Origin of the sequence: Nakamurella endophytica, from assembly GCF_014646215.1 — a bacterium.
Classification (GTDB): Bacteria; Actinomycetota; Actinomycetes; order Mycobacteriales; family Nakamurellaceae; genus Nakamurella; species Nakamurella endophytica.
Genome location: NZ_BMNA01000002.1, coordinates 629,018 through 648,593, shown reverse-complemented (window position 1 = coordinate 648,593; position 19,576 = coordinate 629,018). Strand labels below are relative to the sequence as shown.

Annotated in this window: 19 protein-coding genes and 1 pseudogene; 14 read left to right on the top strand and 6 right to left on the bottom strand. The window is 72.8% G+C overall.

The window, feature by feature from the left end; translation table 11 throughout:
* Window positions 1-9 precede the first annotated feature (9 nt).
* From IEY37_RS06475 to IEY37_RS06420, 12 genes and pseudogenes are all read left to right on the top strand, one after another.
* The gene (locus IEY37_RS06475; protein ID WP_188940662.1) at window positions 10-1,569 is read left to right on the top strand and encodes a class I adenylate-forming enzyme family protein; all 1,560 of its coding nucleotides are present in this window, start codon (window positions 10-12) and stop codon (window positions 1,567-1,569) included.
* Window positions 1,566-2,021: a hypothetical protein gene (locus IEY37_RS06470; RefSeq protein WP_188940661.1), complete on the top strand. Its 456-nt coding sequence runs from the start codon at window positions 1,566-1,568 to the stop codon at window positions 2,019-2,021. The genes IEY37_RS06475 and IEY37_RS06470 overlap by 4 nt, the downstream gene beginning before the upstream one ends.
* Window positions 2,014-2,409 (top strand): MaoC family dehydratase, encoded by a 396-nt coding sequence (locus IEY37_RS06465; protein ID WP_188940660.1) that lies wholly within the window; start codon window positions 2,014-2,016, stop codon window positions 2,407-2,409. Before IEY37_RS06470 ends, IEY37_RS06465 begins: the two co-directional genes overlap by 8 nt.
* 90 nt (window positions 2,410-2,499) lie before the next feature.
* On the top strand, window positions 2,500-3,465 hold the full coding sequence (locus tag IEY37_RS06460) for a 3-hydroxyacyl-CoA dehydrogenase family protein (protein WP_229674001.1): 966 nt from the start codon (window positions 2,500-2,502) through the stop codon (window positions 3,463-3,465).
* Window positions 3,462-4,889 (top strand): four-carbon acid sugar kinase family protein, encoded by a 1,428-nt coding sequence (locus IEY37_RS06455; RefSeq protein ID WP_188940659.1) that lies wholly within the window; start codon window positions 3,462-3,464, stop codon window positions 4,887-4,889. The genes IEY37_RS06460 and IEY37_RS06455 overlap by 4 nt, the downstream gene beginning before the upstream one ends.
* Window positions 4,841-5,785 (top strand): annotated as a pseudogene (locus IEY37_RS06450) (NAD(P)-dependent oxidoreductase); the annotation flags it as partial. The gene IEY37_RS06455 and the pseudogene IEY37_RS06450, both read left to right, overlap by 49 nt.
* A gap of 67 nt (window positions 5,786-5,852) precedes the next feature.
* Window positions 5,853-6,824, top strand: coding sequence for a D-erythronate dehydrogenase (gene denD / locus IEY37_RS06445; RefSeq protein ID WP_188940658.1), 972 nt, complete (start codon window positions 5,853-5,855; stop codon window positions 6,822-6,824).
* Window positions 6,825-6,869: 45 nt separating this feature from the next.
* Window positions 6,870-8,150 (top strand): 3-oxo-tetronate kinase, encoded by a 1,281-nt coding sequence (otnK, locus tag IEY37_RS06440; protein WP_188940657.1) that lies wholly within the window; start codon window positions 6,870-6,872, stop codon window positions 8,148-8,150.
* Complete coding sequence (locus IEY37_RS06435; RefSeq protein WP_188940656.1) at window positions 8,147-8,797, top strand: class II aldolase/adducin family protein; 651 nt, start codon at window positions 8,147-8,149, stop codon at window positions 8,795-8,797. The genes otnK and IEY37_RS06435 overlap by 4 nt, the downstream gene beginning before the upstream one ends.
* A gap of 37 nt (window positions 8,798-8,834) precedes the next feature.
* On the top strand, window positions 8,835-9,407 hold the full coding sequence (locus IEY37_RS06430) for a hypothetical protein (RefSeq protein WP_188940655.1): 573 nt from the start codon (window positions 8,835-8,837) through the stop codon (window positions 9,405-9,407).
* Window positions 9,408-9,545: 138 nt separating this feature from the next.
* Complete coding sequence (locus tag IEY37_RS06425) at window positions 9,546-10,424, top strand: hypothetical protein (RefSeq protein WP_188940654.1); 879 nt, start codon at window positions 9,546-9,548, stop codon at window positions 10,422-10,424.
* Between the two features lie 211 nt (window positions 10,425-10,635).
* On the top strand, window positions 10,636-12,822 hold the full coding sequence (locus IEY37_RS06420; protein WP_229673997.1) for a Kelch repeat-containing protein: 2,187 nt from the start codon (window positions 10,636-10,638) through the stop codon (window positions 12,820-12,822).
* A 625-nt stretch (window positions 12,823-13,447) separates the two neighbouring features.
* Here the strand turns inward: IEY37_RS06420 and IEY37_RS06415 are convergent.
* The 6 genes from IEY37_RS06415 to IEY37_RS06390 form a co-directional block, all read right to left on the bottom strand.
* Window positions 13,448-13,627 carry a hypothetical protein gene (locus IEY37_RS06415; protein WP_188940652.1) on the bottom strand — a complete coding sequence of 60 codons (180 nt, stop codon included), beginning with the start codon at window positions 13,625-13,627 and terminating at the stop codon, window positions 13,448-13,450.
* Window positions 13,628-13,766: 139 nt separating this feature from the next.
* A complete protein-coding gene (locus IEY37_RS06410; RefSeq protein ID WP_188940651.1) occupies window positions 13,767-14,036 on the bottom strand; it encodes a hypothetical protein in 270 nt (89 codons plus the stop codon).
* A 138-nt stretch (window positions 14,037-14,174) separates the two neighbouring features.
* On the bottom strand, window positions 14,175-14,591 hold the full coding sequence (locus IEY37_RS06405; protein ID WP_188940650.1) for a hypothetical protein: 417 nt from the start codon (window positions 14,589-14,591) through the stop codon (window positions 14,175-14,177).
* 388 nt (window positions 14,592-14,979) lie between these two features.
* The gene (locus tag IEY37_RS06400) at window positions 14,980-15,264 is read right to left on the bottom strand and encodes a hypothetical protein (protein ID WP_188940649.1); all 285 of its coding nucleotides are present in this window, start codon (window positions 15,262-15,264) and stop codon (window positions 14,980-14,982) included.
* Between the two features lie 369 nt (window positions 15,265-15,633).
* Window positions 15,634-15,909, bottom strand: a complete 276-nt coding sequence (locus IEY37_RS06395) for a hypothetical protein (protein ID WP_188940648.1) — start codon at window positions 15,907-15,909, stop codon at window positions 15,634-15,636.
* Window positions 15,910-16,168: 259 nt separating this feature from the next.
* The gene (locus tag IEY37_RS06390) at window positions 16,169-16,609 is read right to left on the bottom strand and encodes a hypothetical protein (RefSeq protein ID WP_188940647.1); all 441 of its coding nucleotides are present in this window, start codon (window positions 16,607-16,609) and stop codon (window positions 16,169-16,171) included.
* A gap of 575 nt (window positions 16,610-17,184) precedes the next feature.
* Here IEY37_RS06390 and IEY37_RS06385 point away from each other — a divergent pair.
* Window positions 17,185-17,850, top strand: a complete 666-nt coding sequence (locus tag IEY37_RS06385; protein ID WP_188940646.1) for an ASCH domain-containing protein — start codon at window positions 17,185-17,187, stop codon at window positions 17,848-17,850.
* A gap of 1,187 nt (window positions 17,851-19,037) precedes the next feature.
* The gene (locus IEY37_RS06380; protein WP_188940645.1) at window positions 19,038-19,391 is read left to right on the top strand and encodes a hypothetical protein; all 354 of its coding nucleotides are present in this window, start codon (window positions 19,038-19,040) and stop codon (window positions 19,389-19,391) included.
* The last annotated feature ends 185 nt before the right edge of the window (window positions 19,392-19,576 follow it).

Sequence of the window (19,576 nt, the reverse complement as noted above, 5' to 3'; positions counted from 1 at the left end):
GACAGCCGCGTGCCACGCGGCGAGTCGGTCGGGGCGCTGCTGCGGCGGGTGACGGCGGAGACCCCCGACCGCACCGCGCTCGTCGACGGTGCACCCGGCGCACGCCGGCGCTGGACCTACGCCGAGCTGCTCGACGGCGCCCAGGGTGTGGCCAGGGCCCTGCTGCGGTGCTGCCGGCCCGGTGACCGGGTCGCCGTGTGGGCCCCGACCATTCCGGAGTTCGTGGTCGCCGAGTACGGCATCGCCCTTGCCGGCATGATCATGGTGACGATCAACCCGGCGTTCCGCGCGCCCGAGGCCCGGTTCGTGCTGGAGGACGCCGGTGTGGCCGCCTGCCTGACGGTGCAGGACTTCCGCGGCCACCGGCTGCTGGAGATGGCGACCGCGCTGGAAAGTGAGCTCGAGGAGCTCCGCACGGTGGTCGATCTCGAGCACGCCGAGCTCTTCCTGGCCGCTGCCGATCCCGCCGCGGTGCTGCCCGAGGTCGACCCGGGCTCACCCGCGATGATCCTCTACACGTCCGGGACCACCGGCGTGCCGAAGGGCGCGCTGCTGGCGCACGCCTGCGTCACCGACAACGTCACCGACGGGGCGGCGAACATCGCCGGTCGCTCGGCGGACCGCACGGTGTGGTTGGCGCTGCTGCCGATGTTCCACCTCGCCGGGTGCGTGGTGGCCGCGCTCGGCACGGCGACGCTGCACGGCACCCTGGTGACCGTGCCGCGGTTCGACGCCCGCGCCGTCCTGGATCTGGTCGAGCAGGAGCGGGTGTCGACCATGAACATCGTGCCCACGTTGATGTGGGCCCTGCTGCGGCATCCCGACCTGCCGGACGTCGACATCTCGGCGATCCACTCCGTCATGCTCGGCGGCGCGACGATCCCACCGGAACTGGCGCGTCGGGTCCGCGACCGCGGCATCGTGCCGATCGTCGGCTACGGGCTGACGGAGGCGCCGATGGTGTCGGCCACCAGCGACGGTGACAGTGACCGCGACCTGGTGGAGACCATCGGCCGGGCGCTGCCGCACGTGGCGGTGCGGATCGCCGACCCCGAGAACGACGCACCGCGCGGGATCGGTGAGATCGGTGAGATCCAGACGCGCGGACGGCACACGTTCCTGGGGTACTGGAGACGTCCCACCGCGACGGACGCCGCGTACGCCGCCGATGGCTGGTTCAAGACCGGTGATCTCGGTGTGATGGACGACCGCGGGGTGCTGTCGATGGCCGGACGGGCCAAGGACATGATCATCCGTGGCGGGGAGAACGTCTATCCCCGGGAGATCGAGGACCATCTCGTCCAGCTGCCCGATGTCCTGGAGGCGGCGGTCGTCGGCCTGCCCGACGAGTACTACGGCGAGGTGGTCGCCGCCTTCGTCCGTCCGGCGCCGGGCATCCGCCCCGTCCGCGAACTCGCCGAGGTGCTCTCCCGCGACCTGACCGGCTACAAGGTGCCGTCCCGCTGGTTCCTGGTCGACCGGTTCCCGACCACCGAGTCCGGCAAGGTCCAGAAGTTCGCCCTGGTCGAGGCATGGCGCTCCGGCCGGTACGCCGAGGAGGCGGTGTGACTCTCCCGGACATCGACGAGTTGCGGGAGCGGCTGGTCGGACACCCGTTCCCCGGCGGCAGCTTCCGGGTCGCCGAGTACGAACGCTGGCTCTCCCACGATGCCATGCGGTCGCCGGCGCTCGCCGCGCCGCTGCTGCACCCCGTCTGGATCCTGCTCGGCGCACTGCGCGGCATGGGCATCTCGATCGACGAGCTGACCGGACTGGCCGGTGCCGGAGCGCACGATGGAACCGTGTTCGGCGAGACCGAGATGGAGCAGCGCCGCCCGCTGCGCGCGGACGTGGAGTACACGGTGCGCGGTGGCGTGGCGGACCTGGTGCGTCGCGTCGGGCGGCGCGCCGGAACCATGGACCTGTTGACCTTCCGGCTGGAGATCGTCGAACCGACGGGTGAGGTGGCCGCCGTGTCCTCGCAGACGTTCGTCTTCCCGAGGCGGGACGCCGATGCGTGACCTCTACGTCGGCGAGCGGCTGCCCGAACTCCGGCTGACCGTCGAGCTCGGTGCCATGAAGGTGTTCTCGGTGCTCATGGCGGACCCGAACCCGATCCACTTCGACCCGGCGCACACCGCGGCGCTGGGTCTCGGGGACCGGCCGGTGAACCAGGGGACCCTCACGCTCTCGTACCCGGTCGACGCCCTGCTGGCCGTCCTCGACGACCCGGCGCGGATCCGCCGGGTTCGTTGTCGGTTCGCCGGCAGCGTGGTCGCGGACGACGTCGTGACGGCCGGCGGCGAGGTGACGGCGCGTCACCCGACGGGCGCGACGGTGTCGATCTGGCTCGATGTCGAGGGTCGTGGCCGGGTGCTGACCGGGGAAGTCGATGTCGACCTCTCCTGACCCGCGACCCCGCCCGGATGCCCGGTCCGGCGGACCCGCTGCGGCAAGGCCGCCACGCCCGGGATCCGCGACGCAGGACGGAGGACGCAGGTGACCGACGCGGTGCGGCGGGTCGCGGTGGTCGGCTCCGGGTACATGGGCGGCGGCATCGCGCAGGTCCTCGCCGGCGTCGGTCTCGACGTGGTGCTCGGAGACGTCGACGTCCGGACGGCCAGCGCGGCGCGGCAGCGATTGGTCGACCAGGCGGGGGCCTTCGAGCGGGACGGCCTATTCCCGCCCGGCGCGGCCGAGCGCATCGGTGCGCGGCTGTCCGCGGCGGACTCCATCGAGTCCGCCGTCGCGGACGCGGACTACGTGACCGAGGCGGTGCCGGAGGATCGCGACGTCAAGACGGCTGCGTTGCAGGCGATCTCGGCCGCCGCACGCCCGGACGCGGTGATCGGCAGCAACACCTCCGCCATCCCGATCGGCGAGCTGGCGCGCTCGGTGCGGTACCCGGAGCGGTTCCTCGGCGTGCACTGGATGAATCCGGCACCGTTCGTCCCGGGGGTCGAGCTCATCCCCACCCCGGCCACCCGGCCCGAGGCGCTGGACCGGGCCGAGGCGCTGGTCCGGGCGGCCGGCAAGGTGCCGGCCAGGATCGCCGACTCGCCGGGGTTCGTCGCGAACCGGCTGCAGTTCGCCCTCTTCCGCGAGGCCGCGCGGATGGTGGAGGAAGGACTCGTCGAAGCGCACCAGGTGGACGTCGTGGTGGCCAACGCCTTCGGGTTCCGGCTGCCGTTCTTCGGCCCTTTCGCGATCGCCGACATGGCGGGTCTGGACGTGTACGCGGCGTCCTACGAATCGCTGCAGAAGGCCTACGGCGAGCGGCTCGGCGCACCGGAGTCGCTGCGCCGGCTGGTCGACGACGGACATCTGGGACTCAAGTCCGGTGGCGGCTTCCTGGACATCGACCCGGAGCAGGCGGCGGCGCTGACCGCCTACCGGGACCGCGCCTACGCCGCCCTGAGCCGGCTCCGCGCCGAACTCGGCCCGCCACCGGGCCTGCCGCGATGACCGGCGTGCAACCGCGTCCCGCCGACTGGGAGCGATCGTTGCCCGCCGCCCGCCCGGTGCCCGCGGACCGGGTGCAGCGGGCACTGGGCGCCGCGCGCCGGCTGGTGGTGCTGGACGACGACCCGACCGGCACCCAGACGGTCCGCGACCTGCCCGTGCTGACCCGCTGGGGCACGGACGACATCCGCTGGGCGCTGCGGCAGCAGACCGCGGGCTTCTTCGTCCTGACCAACACGCGCAGCCTGTCGGCCCAGGCCGCGGCGGACCGGAACCGCGAGGTGGCGACCGCCTGCCTCACCGCCGCCACCGCGGAAGGGGTGTCGGTGGCCTTCGCCAGCCGCGGCGACTCCACGCTCCGCGGCCACTTCCCGCTGGAGACCGACGTCCTCGCCGAGGTGATGGCCCGGTACGACGGGCCGGTGGACGCCGTCCTGCTGGCGCCCGCCTATGTCGACGCCGGACGCGTGACGGTCGACGGGATCCACTGGCTGCGTTCCGCGGCGGGGTTGACGCCGGTGGCGGACGGGGAGTTCGCACGGGACGCGACCTTCGGATACCGGTCGTCGCGGCTGGCGGAGTGGGTCGAGGAGAAGTCGGGCGGCCGGGTGGCGGCGTCGGACGTCGCCGGCATCCCGGTGACTACCCTGCGGGCCGCGGCCCCGGCGGAGGTGGCGTCCCGGCTCGGATCCGCCCGCGGAGGTCGGGTCGTCGTGCTGGACGCCGTGGTGGACGACGACCTGCGCGCCGCGGTCCTCGGCGTTCTCGAGGCGGAAACGGCAGGCGCCCGCTTCCTGTACCGGGTCGGACCGTCCTTCGTGCGGGCCAGGGCGGGACAGGACGCCCACCCGCCGCTGTCCGGCTCGGAGCTCGCCGAGCTGGTCCTGCGGGATCGGCACGGGCTCGTCGTGGTCGGCTCGCACGTCGGGTTGACCAGCCGGCAGCTGGCCCGGCTGCGGGAGCGCAGGCCCGTCGTGCACGTCGAGATGGACGTGGCCACGACCGTCGACCCGGCGTCCGCGGACGGTCACCTGGCCGCCGTCGTGGACCGTGCCGTCTCGGCCCTGGCCACGCACACGGTCGTGGTGGCGACCAGCCGCACCCTGGTCACCGGCGCCGGCCCTGCCGAGAGCCTGTCGCTCGCCGGGCGGGTCAGCGCCGCACTCACCCTGGCCACCGCCCGGATCGTCGCAGCCGCACGCCCGGCCTACGTCGTCGCCAAGGGCGGGATCACCTCGTCCGACATCGCCACCGGTGCGCTGGGGATCCACCGGGCGTGGGTGCGCGGAACCCTGCTGCCGGGCATCGTGTCGCTGTGGCAGGCCGTGGACGGTCCGGCCTCCGGACTGGCGTACGTGGTGTTCGCTGGCAACGTCGGGGACGACGAGTCCCTGGCCACCGTCGTGCAACGACTGGAGGGCTCATGACACGTGTGGGCGTCATCGGTCTCGGGGCGATGGGGCTGCCGATGGCCCGGCGATTGAGCGACACCGGCTTCCAGGTCGTCGGTTTCGACCCGTCCGGGGACCGGCGGGCGCTCGCCGGATCGGGCGGTGTCCCGGCGGTGGCGACCGCTGCCGCGGCCGGGGACGCGGACGTCCTGCTGCTCGCCGTCCGCGACGGGGCCCAGGCAGAGCAGGCGCTGTTCGGACCGGACGGCGCAGCGCAGGCCCTGCCGGCGCGGGCCACCGTCGTGCTCACCAGCACGATCGGCAGCACGTCGACCGGAGCCCTGGCGGAACGGATCGCCACGTCCGGGCGGCGGTTCGTCGACGCGCCGGTCAGCGGGGGACCGACCCGGGCCGGGTCCGGCGACCTCCTCGTCCTGGTCGGCGGCGCTCCGGACGACGTCCGGGCAGCGGAGCCGGTGCTGCAGGCGCTCGCCTCGACGCTGACCGTGGTGGGGTCGCGTCCCGGTGACGGGCAGCTGGTCAAGGTCATCAACCAGCTGCTGGCTGGCGTCCACATCGCGGCCGCCGCGGAGGCCGTCGCGCTGGCCCGTGGCGCCGGCCTGGATCCGGCGGTGGTGGTGGACGTGCTGTCGGCCGGTGCCGCGGGTTCCTTCATGCTGCGCGACCGCGGACCGCGGATGCTCGAGCAGTACGGGGGATCAGCGGCGCCGGAGGTCCGGTCGCGCGTCGACATCTTCGTCAAGGACATGGCCCTGGTGGCCGAGTTGGCCCGGGACCGGCACGTTCCCGTGCCGCTGGCGGCGGCGGCGCAACAGCTGTACCTGCTCGCGGAGGCGGCCGGGCTGGGCGCCGAGGACGACTCCAGCGTGGTCACCGTGCTGTCGCCGGCAGATCGGTCGGCGCCCTCGTGAGCGTCGCCGTCCCGCCAGACCGATCGCATCACCGCCCGGTACCACCCACGTCCTGCAGGAGCCAGGTGTGAAGATCGTGATCACCGGCGGCGCCGGCTTCCTGGGTGGCGCGCTGGCCCGGCGGCTGCTGGACGCCGGCACCTGCGCGGTCGGCGGCGTCGACGCCGAGGTCACCGAGCTGGTGCTCGCGGACGTCCACCCGCCGGCCTCGGACCTGGGGGAGGACCCGCGGGTCACGGTGTCGACGGGACCGCTCGGTGACGACACCGGCCTGCTCGCCGGCGCAGGTCTGGTGTTCCACCTCGCCGGTGTGGTCAGCTCGGCCGCCGAGGCCGACTTCGACCTGGGTATGCGCACCAACGTCGACGGCCTGCGCTGGGTCCTGGAGCGGTGCCGCGCGGAACCGGCGCCACCGGTGCTGGTGTTCACCAGCTCGCTCGCGGTCTACGGGAGCGATCCGGCGATGGCACCGGTCACCGCGGTCGACGACGACACGCTGCCGCGGCCGCAGAGCAGCTACGGGGTCCAGAAGTTCATCGGCGAACAGCTGGTTGCGGACTACACGCGCAAGGGCTTCGTGCGCGGTCGGTCGGTGCGGTTGATGACCGTGGTGGTCCGTCCCGGCCGCCCCAACGCCGCAGCGTCCAGCTTCCTGTCCGGCATCGTGCGCGAGCCGCTCGCCGGTGAACGGGCGACGTGCCCGGTGCCGCCGGACACACCGGTGGCGCTCTCCTCGCCGGCGCGCACCCTGGACGGGATCCTGCGGGCGGCCGCAGTCGACGACAGCTCGTGGGGCAGCACGACCGCGATGAACCTGCCGGCCCTGACCACGACGCCCCGGGAGATGGTCGAGGCGCTCGACCGGGTCGCCGACGGCCGTCCCAGCGAGCTGGTGGACTGGCGGGACGACCCGGCCGTCGGTGCCATCGTCCGCGCCTGGCCGGCACGCTTCGAGACCGCCCGCGCCCGGGCGCTGGGCCTGCAACCGGAGCAGCGTTTCGAGGACATCGTCCGGGCCTATCTGGACGAGGTCCGGTGACCGCGCGCGCCGATGCCGGGGCCGCCGGCGGGACGGCAGGTTGAGGTGCTGGATCTGGGGTGCATCGCCGACGACGTCACCGGTGCCACGGATGTGGCGACAGCGCTGGTCGGCGCCGGCTTCCGCACGGAGGTCCGGTTCGGGGTGCCCGCCGGTGGCGCCGACGTGCCCGGCGACGTCGACGCGACGGTGGTGGCGCTCAAGTCGCGCACCGCGCCCGTCGACGACGCGGTGCGGCAGAGCCGGGCGGCGCTCGCCTGGCTGCGTGCGGCGGGGGCCGGCCGCTTCTACGTCAAGTACTGCTCGACGTTCGACTCGACGCCGCGGGGCAACATCGGGCCTGTCGTCGACGCCCTGCTGGCCGACCTCGATGCACCGGTCACGGTCGTCGTCCCGGCATTCCCGGCGGGCGGCCGCACGGTCTACCGCGGACACCTGTTCGTGTTCGACCAGCTGCTCGCCGACAGCTCGATGCGACATCACCCGCTGACGCCCATGACGGAGTCGAGCGTCGTCCGGCTGCTCGCACCGCAGACCCGCCACCGGGTGGGCCTGGTGCCCCTGACCACGGTGCACCGTGGTGCAGCCGCGGTACGAGACCTTCTGCAGGGCGCCGCGGCTCGCACCCTGTTCGTCGTGGATGTCGTGGAGGACGGCGATCTCGCGACGATCGCCGCCGCGATCGACGACCTGCCGCTGGTCACCGGAGGGTCCGGGCTGGCCGCGGCGTTGCGGCCTCGCACGCCGCGGTCCTCCGATGGTATCCGTTGCCTGGACGTCGTTCCCGGCCGGCGTGCGGTGCTCGTCGGCAGCCTGTCGGACACGACGGGACGACAGCTGCGGCACGCCCGTGAGCGACTGCCCGTCGTGGACCTCGAGCCGTCGGCCGTGACGGGTGACGTTCGCGGTTGGGCCTTCGCTGCCGCGGAGCGAGCTGCGGCCTGGTGGCGCGAGAGCCCGGACCGTCCCGTGCTGTTCTCGTCGGTGGATGTCGGTGACCTGTCGGCGGATGTCGTCGAGGCGGCGTTCGGCCAGCTGGCGGTCGCGCTGCGGGCGCGAGGTGCCCGCCAGTTCGTGCTGGCCGGTGGGGAGACCTCCGGCGCCGTCGTGGCCGCGCTCGGGGTGTCGCGGCTGTCCATCGGTCCGGAGCTGGCGCCCGGCGTGGCCTGGGGTACGGCCGACTCCGTCGCGGGGCCTCTCGACCTGGTGCTGAAGTCGGGCAATTTCGGCGGTGACGACCTGTTCACCGCCGCGTGGCACATGCTCGACCGGTCGTCCGGCGAGCAGTGCCTCGGGACAACGGATGTCGTGAGGGGGCGGGCATGACCGGTGGCGAGGCGCTCGTGGCGGTGGCGCGGGAGCTGGCCGCGTGGGGACTGAGCCCGGGCACCAGCGGCAATGTCAGCGTCCGTGCCGGCGACACGATGCTGATGACTCCCACCGGTGCGTCGCTGGCGTCGGCGCGGGCCGACGGCCTGGTCACCGTCCGCCTGGACGACGGCTCGGCCACGGGTGGAACGCCCTCGAAGGAGGTCCCGTTGCACCGCGGCTTCTACTCGCGGGACCCGTCCTTCGGTGCGGTGGTGCACCTGCACTCGCCCTACGCCATGGCCGCGTCGTGCCTGGCACCGTGGTCGGAGCACAGTGCTGTGCCACCGATCTCACCGTACTTCCTGATGCGCGTGGGCCAGACACCGCTGCTGCCGTACTTCCGACCCGGGGACCCGGCCCTGGGCAGTGCGTTGGCGGCGGTGCCGTTCGACTGCCGTGCCGCGCTGCTCCAGAACCACGGACAGATCGTCGCCGCGCCCACGGTCGAGGAGGCGCGGGACATGGCCGTCGAACTGGAAGAGGCGTGCCGGCTGGTGGTCCTGGTCGGTGACCGGAATCCGGCGTTGGTGGAGCCGGACGAGGCACTGGAGCTGGCCGGGCGTTTCGGAGTGCCCTGGAGCGACGCGCGGCTACGGAAATAGGGATGCCGTCGCGGCGGCCGTGACGGATGCTGTCGGGATGTCCCCGATCCGCCGGCGGTTGCTGCGCGCCCGGGCGGCGACGGAACTCGTGCGGCTGGAACGCCCGTTGGCCGGCGATGCTCCGCACCACGAGGGTTACGTCGTGGACGTCGGGGCACGGTGGGTGCTGCTGTCGGTGACGAACGAGGCCATCGCGCCGGGAGGCTTCCGGGCGCTGCGGGTCCGCGACGTCCACCGCGTGTCCCGTTCCAAGATCAACGACCGCTTCGTCCGGGCGTCCCTGGAGGCGCACGACGCGTGGCCGCCGCCGCGGCCGTCCACGGCGATCGATCTGGACACCACCGGCGGTCTGCTGGACGACCTGGCAGCCGGATGGGACCTGCTGACCGTCTACGTCGACGGTGAGGCCGAAGCCTGTTCCATCGGCCAGCTCCGCCGGCACCGGGGCCGGCGGTTCACGCTGGCCGAGGTGAACACGCAGGGGGAGTGGGACGGCGTCCTGCGCAGGACCCACGCCGCCGTCGATCGTCTCGACGTCGGAGGCGCCTACGAGGCGGCCCTGTTCCGGGTGGCAGGTCCCCGACCCGGCACGGAGAAACCGTCCCGCTGATCGGGCCCGGGCGGTGTCGCGTAGCGCAATCGTGACGGTCAGCAGGTCGGAAGCGCTGCCATGCTGCTCGTCGGTCGGCGTCCGTCTCGACGTCCGCAGCGTGCGGTGTGCGGCCGACGGCGAGCGGGAGGCGACCTCGTGGGGAGAACCCGGTGGGCGGCGATGTGCGCCGCTGCGCTCGCGGTGGCGGGGTGCGCAACACTGGGGAGCCCGGGACAGTCCGAGGGCCCGTCGCCGGACGCCGTGGTGGCGGCGTGGGAAGGCACCCTGCAGCACGTCCCGCTGCCCGCGTTGATCGTGACGTCGTCGATGCCGGCGCAGATCGGCACCTGGAGCGTCGCCGAGGGCGGCCACAACAAGTTGTCGCTGCTGTCCGGACGAGTGGTGAGCGGGCCGGACGTGGCGCGCACCCCACCGCCGGCAGCCATGACGGTGACCCTGCCGCGGACCGGTGGTCGCCGGGTCGGGGTGATCACTGCCGAGCAGGCGGTTGCGGCGATCGCCGCATCGGGCAGCCCCGACAGCTCGTGCGACGGTGACTGCACGCCGGTGACCCTGGAGTCGCCGCGGCTGGTCCTGGCCCCTATGAAGACGACGGCGGGCCCGGTCCGCCTGCCGGCCTGGACTTTCCAGGTGCGCGGCAGCAAGGTCCGGATCAGCCAGGTGGCGCTGGCGCCGGCGGCCACAGTGATCCCACCGGAGCTGGCGGGCGGTCGGCCGGCCGTTGCCGGCTCGGACTGGTCGGCACGGCTGATCGGGCGGACCGCCGTCGCGGTCACGTTCGTGGGTGGGCCCGAGGGCGACGGGCCGTGCGGCCACCGGTACACCGCGACCGTGACGGAGTCCGACCGGGTCGTGGCCGTCTCCGTCGACGAGGCGGACCACGCGGAAGGTTCCGGCGTCGCGTGCAGCGCGATCGGAGCCCGCAGGACCGTCACCGCCGAACTCGCCGGGCCTCTCGGGCGCCGGCTGCTCGTCGACGGCCGGACGGGCCAGGTGGTGACCGTGACCAACTGACCCGGGGAATTCTCGCTGACGCGGGGTGGTCCGAGTCGCTCGCGGCCGGGTAGCTCGTCGTGCCCGGCCCCGGTGACGGGGTCGTATCGACGCCGCTGGTCGATTTCGGCTGACTTCGCGCACTGGAAGCGTGCCAGCCTCACTCTCGAGAGGTCCGGCAACTCCTGCTCCCAGGCGCGTGACCGGACATGACCGACGGGTGCGCGTCGGGGTGTCCGTCGACCGACTTCGCATCCTCGTCCTGTCGAGCAACCAGGACGCGGGTCCGCTGCGTCTGGGGCCTGTGAAGCTTCGGGCGTGGGCGGCCGCCGGTCTGGTGGTGCTCGCTGCCTGCTCGGGACCAGCCGGCGCAGCACCCGTGGATGCGCGCGCTCCGGCGTCGGGCGTGACCTCGGTGCCACGTCCGTTGCCGGCCGTGTCGGGCGACGCGCGTCCGTCGGTCCCACCTGCACCGACGCCGTCGACAACGGCTCCGACATCGGGACGCGTGACGACGCTTCCCACCTCGGAGTGGGACCCGCAGGTCACCGGCATGTCGTCGATGGGTGCTGTTCTCGTCGGTCGCCTGACGTTGGACGAGCGTGGCTGCTTCCACATCAGCGCTGACGAACGAGCAGGGATCCTGTGGCCGCGCGGCTACACCGTGCGGCAACCGCTCACCGGGCCGGCCGAGATCGTCGACCCCACCGGCAGGACCGCCGCCCGAGTGGGTGACCTCATCTCCACCAGCGGCGGGTACGCCTCGGCCGCGCCGCAGCCACCGTGTACCGACGGCCAGCCGTGGCAGGTCAACTCCGCGATCACCGTCCAGGCCAGGAAGTACATCGCCACGGGAACCGCACTGAGCGCTGCCGTCAGCAACGCCCCGGGGTCGACGGGTGCGGCCGGCACGGTTCCGGCCGGCACGACCGATGGACCGACGATCCCGGCGACGACCGCTGTGTCGCCCGCCATCGCGACTGCGTCCGCCGGAGCGACAGCGTCCGCGACGACAGGTGGCGCACCGGTCGCCGCGGCCGCTCTGGCCCACGGCGCGTGGTCGACGGTGCGGGCAGCGCCGATCAGAGGTCGGTCCAGGGCGGTCAGCGCGTGGACCGGGTCGCAGATGCTGGTCTGGGGTGGCTGGGATCCGATGGTGCTGGGCATGTCGGCGATGGCGGACGGCGCCTCGTACGAGCCGGCCACCGGCCAGTGGGAGGTGCTGCCGGTGTCCCCGCTGTCGGCAAGGGCTGCGGCCCTGTCGGTGTGGACCGGACGGCAGCTGCTCATCTGGGGCGGGCAGGGTGAGCTCGGCGATGCACTCCACGACGGCGCCGCCTACACGCCCGCCACTGGCAGCTGGTCCCGGCTCCCGACCGTGTCGGACGGGACCGGCCGGGTCGGCTCCAGGGCGCTGGTGTGGACCGGCAGCGCCGCCGTCCTCCTCACCGGCGACTCCGCTCTGTCTGCAGCCACCACCGTGAACGCTCGCCTGCTGCACCCCGGCGACACGGCATGGACCAGCTTGCCGCCATTGCACCTGGCTGAAGACCACCCCATGGAACGTCTCAGCGCTGTGGCCGCCGGCAACCAGGTGTGGGCGTGGGCGAAGTGGTCGCGGACCACCGTCACGGCCCGCAACAGCGCCGGCGAGGCCACCAGCTTCGACAGCCTCTTCGGCATCGACGTCTATCGGTTCGACCTGCACACACAGCGATGGACAGCGGTCGACCAGACTCTGGCGGCGGGTCAGGGTATGTCGCAGCCATGGTGGACCGGCACCCACCTCCTGATCCCGGCCGGACCGCCGTGGTGGGGTCCCACCGGGCGGGGTCCCGTGGTGAGAGATCTGCACGGCGTCCTGGTGGACGCCGTCACCGGGCGCACCGTCCCCCTTCCGCACGGTCCGGTGGACGACCTGCAAGCGCACTACCTGTGGGCCGGGACGATGCTGATCGGTGTCGACAGTGCCGCCGCCGCTTGGGATTCGACCAGCGGCGAGTGGACGACTTTGCCAGCACCACCGGATCTCACCGAAGCCGATCCCGTCATGGTCTGGACCGGACACCAACTCATCATCTGGGCCAACTGCGATCCACTGTGGCGACGGCATCACCCACACCTGCTGTCGCCGGTGGCATGGTCCTCACTCCAGGGTCGTCTTAACCGCACATCGAGAAGTGGCATGTGCGCGCATCTCTCAGCGTGCCGGAAGTCACGCGGCGGCAGGAGGATCAGCGCCGGGACCGGGGGGACGCGAGCGTCACCCCGCCGTCCTCTCCTGGACCATCCGGTGCATCACACCGGCCCCGATCGCGGACCGACTGTTCCGATTCTGGACGTGGACAGCCTTGGACCCGTGCCGGGGACGGCGTTCCGGCCGGCGTCAGCGAGCCGAGTCGTCCGTCGTCCGTGCTGAGCCGTGCGGGGAGGGCGCCGCTGTCGAGATCGACCCTGATCGGACAGTCAGCACGGCTCCGCACAGGTCCCTCCTGCATCACGAGTGCTCGCGCGTCCTGATCAGCACGCGGTGCTTCTACCGGACCGTCCGCAGGGTGTCCAAGCAGGCAGGGCGTGACCGCAGCGGGCGGGGAGGCGGTGGCTCGGCTGTCGCCGCGGGACAACGGAACCGGGGTTCGCGACGTCCACTCCTCAGGAAGCTGCACCAGGGCTGATCGCCGAAACGGTGCTGGCCGCCGCCCGCAAGCCGATACCGACCGGCGCCGGGGCAACCACACCTGGACACTCGGCGAGACATCGGGCTGGTGGCCGCCGCCGGTGCGTTGCGCTTCCTGCCGACCTACGGCACGGTTCGAGCCGCAATCTCCGCCGCCGTCGGGTCGACGCGGCACTAGCGCCGACATGCGACGGACGACGCCTCCGCCGGGCTGCGAAAAGCACGCGAGCGGCCGCTGTACCGAGACCGGTGCGCCCTGTGCAGGGCGGGTTCGGTACGTGCGGTGGGCGGGCGGCGGCTGCGCTGGCGGCCAGATGCGCAGGACGGCCCCGATGTGGTCGAGGAGGTCCATGGTGTGAGCGATGGATCATCTGTCATCGGGCCGCCTTGCCGGGTCCCCACGATCGCCGGACGATCTGCCGCCGACACCTCTGACTCGGAAAAGGATCATCAACCCGATGACGACGAGGAAGATCAGAAACCCGACCAGCCATGCCGAACCTCGTAGCGGTATGTCGGCAGCCACGACGATGTCGTCCAGGCCCATGATGCTCAGGCTCCCTCAAGCAGACGGCGCCGAAGCCGACAAGCCCGCAGCGAGAGACCCCGCGGCGGTCTGACAGGCGGGTTCGCAAGAGTCGCGTGAGCGCTGCACCTTCCGCCCCTATCGGACGTCACCGGTCGGGTCACAGGCGGTCCTCGGGGTGCCGTTGCAGCCGGATCGCCGTCGGGATCCACAGCGTGACGTTGGCCAAGGCGCAGATTGCCCCGAGCAGGGGCCACAAGCGGTGGGGGTGATCGGAGAGCCACCCGATCACCGCGGCGAATGCCACGTCCGCCCACACGGCGATGACGGTCCAGGCAATACGGCGTCGCCGGGATCCGAGGTAACGCGGTGTGCGCGACAGTTCAGCGCCGCCTGGAGGCGGCCCGGTCAACTGCGGTTCATGGCCCACGGCGCAATCGAATCACGCAGCTCCAGGTCGAGGCGGGAATCGATGAGCCGTCGGAGCGCGCCGTTGATTTCAGGACCGCTCCGGGTCCGCGGTTGCACAGCGCGAAGATGCGGCTTCTCACGGCCGCATGCGCCGACGTCAGCTGGTTTGTGCGAACCATCCGGTCGTCGGTGGCGGGGGTGACGGTCGCTGCACTCGCTGCTCGATCGGCGCCTGCGGCCACAGCACGGTCGCCGACGAGCCAGCAGCGGAGAGTGCCGCGGCGTCGAGTTCGTTGAGTGTTTCCTGGATACCGAGGGCCGACCACCGGACGACGACCAGCATCCGGCCCGCCGGAGGCAGCGGTCGGAGCCAGTACCGGAAGTCCTGGCTCAGGTCGCCGACGAGGCCACCCACCATGGAGGTCAGTGCCGGGGCTGCTGGGTTTGCGAAGGGGTCCACGCCTGCCGGCGGTACGGACCCGGGCTGCATGACCAGGCGTCGGCCGTCGGGGAGCTGCACGCCCAGCATCAGCCGGTCGTCGGGATCCGCGCCGCCGCGCGGTGAACCGCCCATGAGTTGGGTGGTTACGGTGGCCCGAGAATCGTCGGACCGTCGCCGCAGTCGAAGGCCTACGCACAGAACCACGCCGGTCGTGTAGGCCTCTGCCGTCGCCAGGAACATGACGGCATCCGGCCCGCGACCGAGCACGACGTTCATCGGCACGCTCTGCGGCACCTCGTTGTCGTGAGGCCCAGGAGGTCGCCACGGGCGCGGGCCAGCAAGTCGACCGGACTGCGAGTCGGACACCGCGTCAGCATGACACCGCACGAGCGACTCGGCCTCCGGGCCATCGTCCTCGGAAGTCAGGAGTATCGGCGCACACCGCCGACGACCGGGTCTTCCCCTTGACGACGCGGGCCCGTTCGCGTGTGGGCGATGTCTGTCGCGACGGGCAGCACGATCACGGTCCTTGGCCGTCGTTGGGAAGGTCGACCTGGAACGCCGGCTGGCGCAGGCACTCCTGGGGGCTCCACTTGTCGGCGGCGATGTAGCCGCCCGTGCCGATGAACGACCGGCCGACGGTTGCCACCGCCGAGCCGCGCTCGTCGTTGACGAACGTCCCGGACGGGCCGGACGTCGCGGCGTAGCCAGCCGGCCACACCAGCGAGAGTTGCTGTCCGTCGTACTGGGTCAGCACGATGCAACGGCCGGCTGCCTCCAGGCGGCCGCTGGCCGGTGCCAACATGATGCTGCGCAGCGGCGCATCCGGGCGGATCGTGGTCGTCGGTAAGGCGATCCCCGCAGCGGGAGACGGTGACGGTCGGGTCGTGGTGGAGATGGCCGGCACGGACGACCGGATCGTTGGGCTGGGTCCGGACGCGTCCGGTGGTCTCGCGGTGTTCGAACAGCTCGCCAAGAGCGCAACGCCCAGTGCCCACCACGCCCGCCCATGTCCCATGCCCACCAGACGTCCGACGGGTCGGCCACCGTTGCATCGGAACCGGGCGCTGCGTCGCGCCTTGAAAGCGCACGCGAGGGACAGCAGCGGCTCGACACGCAGGGCTGCCCATCGGAGCCGGTCGGTCGGATGGCGAGCCCGCCCCGGTGCGGGAGGTCAGCAGGAGGGATAGGAGGGGGCCGTCACCGGTGCGTCGGTGGGCATGATGGCCCCGCTGGGCACCTCCGTCGCCGTCCCGCCCGGAGATCGGGTGGTCCCCAGTTGCGGCACCCATCCCACGTCGTCGACATATGCGAAACCCAGCCGGAACCGGGCCTCGCGGCCGCTGGAATCGCAGCGCACCGCGAACTGCCACAACGCCTCACCGGCGTGGTCCCAGTCCAGCGATTCGACGAGCACCTGCCGGCCCCCGTACCGGTCGACCAGCACCACGACGTCACTGTCGTCGCTGCGACCCTGATCCAGCGCTGCAGCCCCGCCGCGTCACCGTCGCCGATGAGATCGGCCACCCGCCGCGCCTGCGCAGCGAGCGCCGGCGAGACCTGCCCTTCCGCCACAGGCACAGCCGCCCCGTCGCGGTCCGAGCAACCAGCGCTCGCCAGGACCGCCCCGATGACCGCGGCACACGCCCACATCGGCAACGTCGAGCCTCCCTTCCGGCTCGCACGGCGTCGGGGTCGGAGCTCGCGCGTCACGGGTCGGCGCTGCCGCGGCGACGGTCGCGCGCGACGACGCGGTCCCACCACAACGCGAGGAACATGCACGGATAGCCGCCCAGCCATGCCATACCCGGCGTGGGCAAGACGGTGAGCCACAGGAGCAGCGTCGTGGCGCCGAGGATCACCCCGCCGGCCGTTGCCGTCCGCAGCCCCGTCGGCAGCGTGCCCACGACCCGGTGCCGCCACCGCGGCGCCGCCACCAACGCCACAGAGGTGACGACCGCCCCGCAGGCGAACGCGGTCACCACCCACGCGCCCACGTGACTGGCCACCCGCAGCGCTCCCGGTCGCGGCGCGTTCGTCGACCACATGCCCGCTCCCAGCCCGCCGAAGCCGAGCGCGTACAGCACGGACGTCGACGGCGTTCGACCGATCGACCACCACGGGTACGAGCGACCTAGCCCCGGGCTCACGGCTGCACCGTATGACGGGCCGCACCGTCTGCAGCGGGATCGACCGCTCGACCACACGATCGGGCGGCCGGCTTAGGGGAAGACGCAGCGCTCCCCACCGTCCCGGCCGCGCCGATGCGCCGGCCGGACTGGGAGCGGTCGCCGTCGGACCCCTGGTGCGGGCCGTGCGGAAGCCCGCCAGGGCGGCCGGTCGTCGACCTCCACAGACGCAGCGACGTCGCCCGACCGGGTCGACCGACGCCGGATGCGGCGTCGATGACGCTGCCGTCCTGGGAGCCGGCCCCGACGGCTCCGACGAACGCCGGGGGACCGACGGCGCCGACCGTGGCGCGACATTGGCGGCCGGGCGCCGCACCGCGGTCGCCCCTCGACCATCCACGATCCGTCGAGTCTGGAGGCGCAGCGTGCAGCGTCCACGGTGCAGACGGAACCGATCGAAACGCAGTCGCCCACCGTTCGACGGTGCCCCAACGAGCGGGGAGCGTCCTGGGGCCGCCCTCGGGCCGAGCAAGGGTCGACCCGTCCGGCGCGCCCGGTCGGACGCCCGACCGGGCCGGACGGTGCGACGATGACTCGTGCTCTCGGCCATCGAACGGCGCGTACTCGAGACCGCCGTCGCCCTTGCCGAGGCACTCGATCCGGCAGCAGCGCAGCAGGTGGCCTGCGCGGTGATCGACGTCCACGGTCGCCTCCACACCGGCGTGGGCGTCGACCACTGCAGTGACGCGGCGTGCGCGGAGCTCGCGGCCGTGGCTGCCGCTGCGGCCGCCGGCGCCGGACCGTTGACGACGGTGGTCGCCGTCGGCGGACAGGGCGCAGTGCGGCGTCCGTGCCGCCGGGCCCTCGACCTGATACTGGATCGGCATCCCGACTGTCTCGTCGTCGTGCCGACGGCGGACGGCCCGGCGCCCCGGCACGTCCAGCTGCTGCTGCCGAACGGCGCCCGGCACGCACACCTGACGGGAGTCCGCCTGCTGCGGTTCAACTCCCGCTACCACGACGACATCGTCCGCGGCCGCAAGACCAGCTCGGTGCGGTACCAGGACCCGGTGTCGGCCGGTCCGGTCCTCGTGCTGTTCGAGGACGAGGACGGGTATCGCCGGCTCGACGGAGTCGTGGACCGCGTCGAGGAACACCGCCTCACATCCGGCGACCACGAGCTGGTCGCCGCGTTGAGGCAGCACTATCCGACGATGCCCGACGACGCCGAGGTGACGACGGTGCACTTCCACCTGCAGTAGCCAACTCTCGGCCGGTCGGGACGGACCGGCATCCGTGGGCAGGAGTCTCGCTCGGCGACGCTCGGTCCGCTGCGCCGTCCGCGTGGCCGCGCTGCTCCGTACGGCTCGAGCGCTTCGGTGAACTGCGCCAGCCAGGTCCGGCAGGCGGCGCTCGACGGATCGTCCGAGGCTGCCGACCCTCCTCGGACGCCGCACCCGACAACGGGTTGCGTAGTACAGCGCGGTGCGGTGAGCGAAAGCCGAGCCACCGGAGGGTTCGCTGGTCGTCACGGCGCCGCCGAACGCAGCGGTGAAGTAGTTGCACTCCGGGGTGGGCGCGCGCGAGAGGAAGGACTGCACGATCCGGATGGCGTCGGCCGGGAACGGGCGGTGGACGAACTGCGAGGTGAACGTCCAGTACGCCGGTTCCTGCTCGATCGGGATCTGCAGGCCGGCATAGACGTCCGGCCAGCTGGACCTCGTGGTGGAGACCTCCGGTCGACCGATCGCGAGCACCAGGCCAGGAGTCGCTCGGCCTCGTCCGTCCACCCGCGGCGAGCACGGCGATCAGCAGGATCTCCTCCCGGTGGATCTCCAGTTGGCTGGTGAGGCGATCGTCGGCGTGGGGCGGTCCGTTGCCAGTGTCGAAGACAGCCTCCAGCTGCTCCAGGCCGCTCCACGTCGCCCGCACCGCGACGGCGCGTGGGTGCGTCAGCCGGGCCCGCTGTGGTCCCGGGGGGACGAGACCGACGGCAGCGGCGCAGCAGTGGTGGCCAGTGCGTGCAGCCGCAGCGGTGACGCACGACGTCGATGGCCGGACCGCGGCGGACGTCAGCGGCGGTGCTGCCCGGACATCGGCTGCGGTGCAACGTTCGCCGGCCGGGCGCCGTCTGCACCGCCGTGAGGATCCGTGCGTGGTGTGTCGCCGCACTGCTGCTGTCCGGGTGCAGCGGCGCGGTCACCGATGCGGACCGGACCGGAAGCGAACCGTCGGCGGGGACAGCATCTCCCCGAGCCGTGAGCACACCCGAGCCGACCGCCGCCGTTCCGGCGACGCCGGCGACGACCCGCCCGTCGGGTGACGCTCGAGCGTCGTCGGGGATGGGGACGACCGCCGGGACGGCCGGCACGGTGACCACGCCGGCCTGGGTGACGACCTGGTCGAGCACCTGCGGGGGACGGGAGCAGGCCTACACCAGCGCGGGGCAGTGGCCGGCACTGACGACTGCCGCGGCCTGCTCCGGCCGACCGGCGAGCCGGCACTGGCCATGAGCGTGGGTCAGACGCTCACCGTGGTCGTCGTCGGTCAACCCGGGATCCACCTGTCCGTGACGCCGGCCGCCCTGGTGCGGCTGCGCGGTCGGGTCGTCACCGCCGTGGCCGCCGGCGACATCCTCGTCGCCGTCCACGGCACCCGCGGCGTGTGCCCACCTCGTCCACCGACGGCGCCGGCCGACGCCTGCCCGGCCGTCAGGGTCACCATCGTCGGTCGACCTCGTCCGGATCTCGGCGCGGCACCGTCCCGACCGTTGCCCGCGGCGTCCGCAGGACCGAGCCGGTAGCACGGCCGTAGGACGATTCGCGCCCTCCGCCCACGGCGACCCGCGGTACCTCCGTCCGCCCGGTCCGGCCGGGGACGGACGTGGTCGCCGTCGACGGGCGGCGGGCGTCCCGGAGCGGGGTGCCCGTCGGTGTCGTGTCCGCGGTGGGCGACCCGTGCGGTCTACGGTCGGCCGGACGGTGCAAC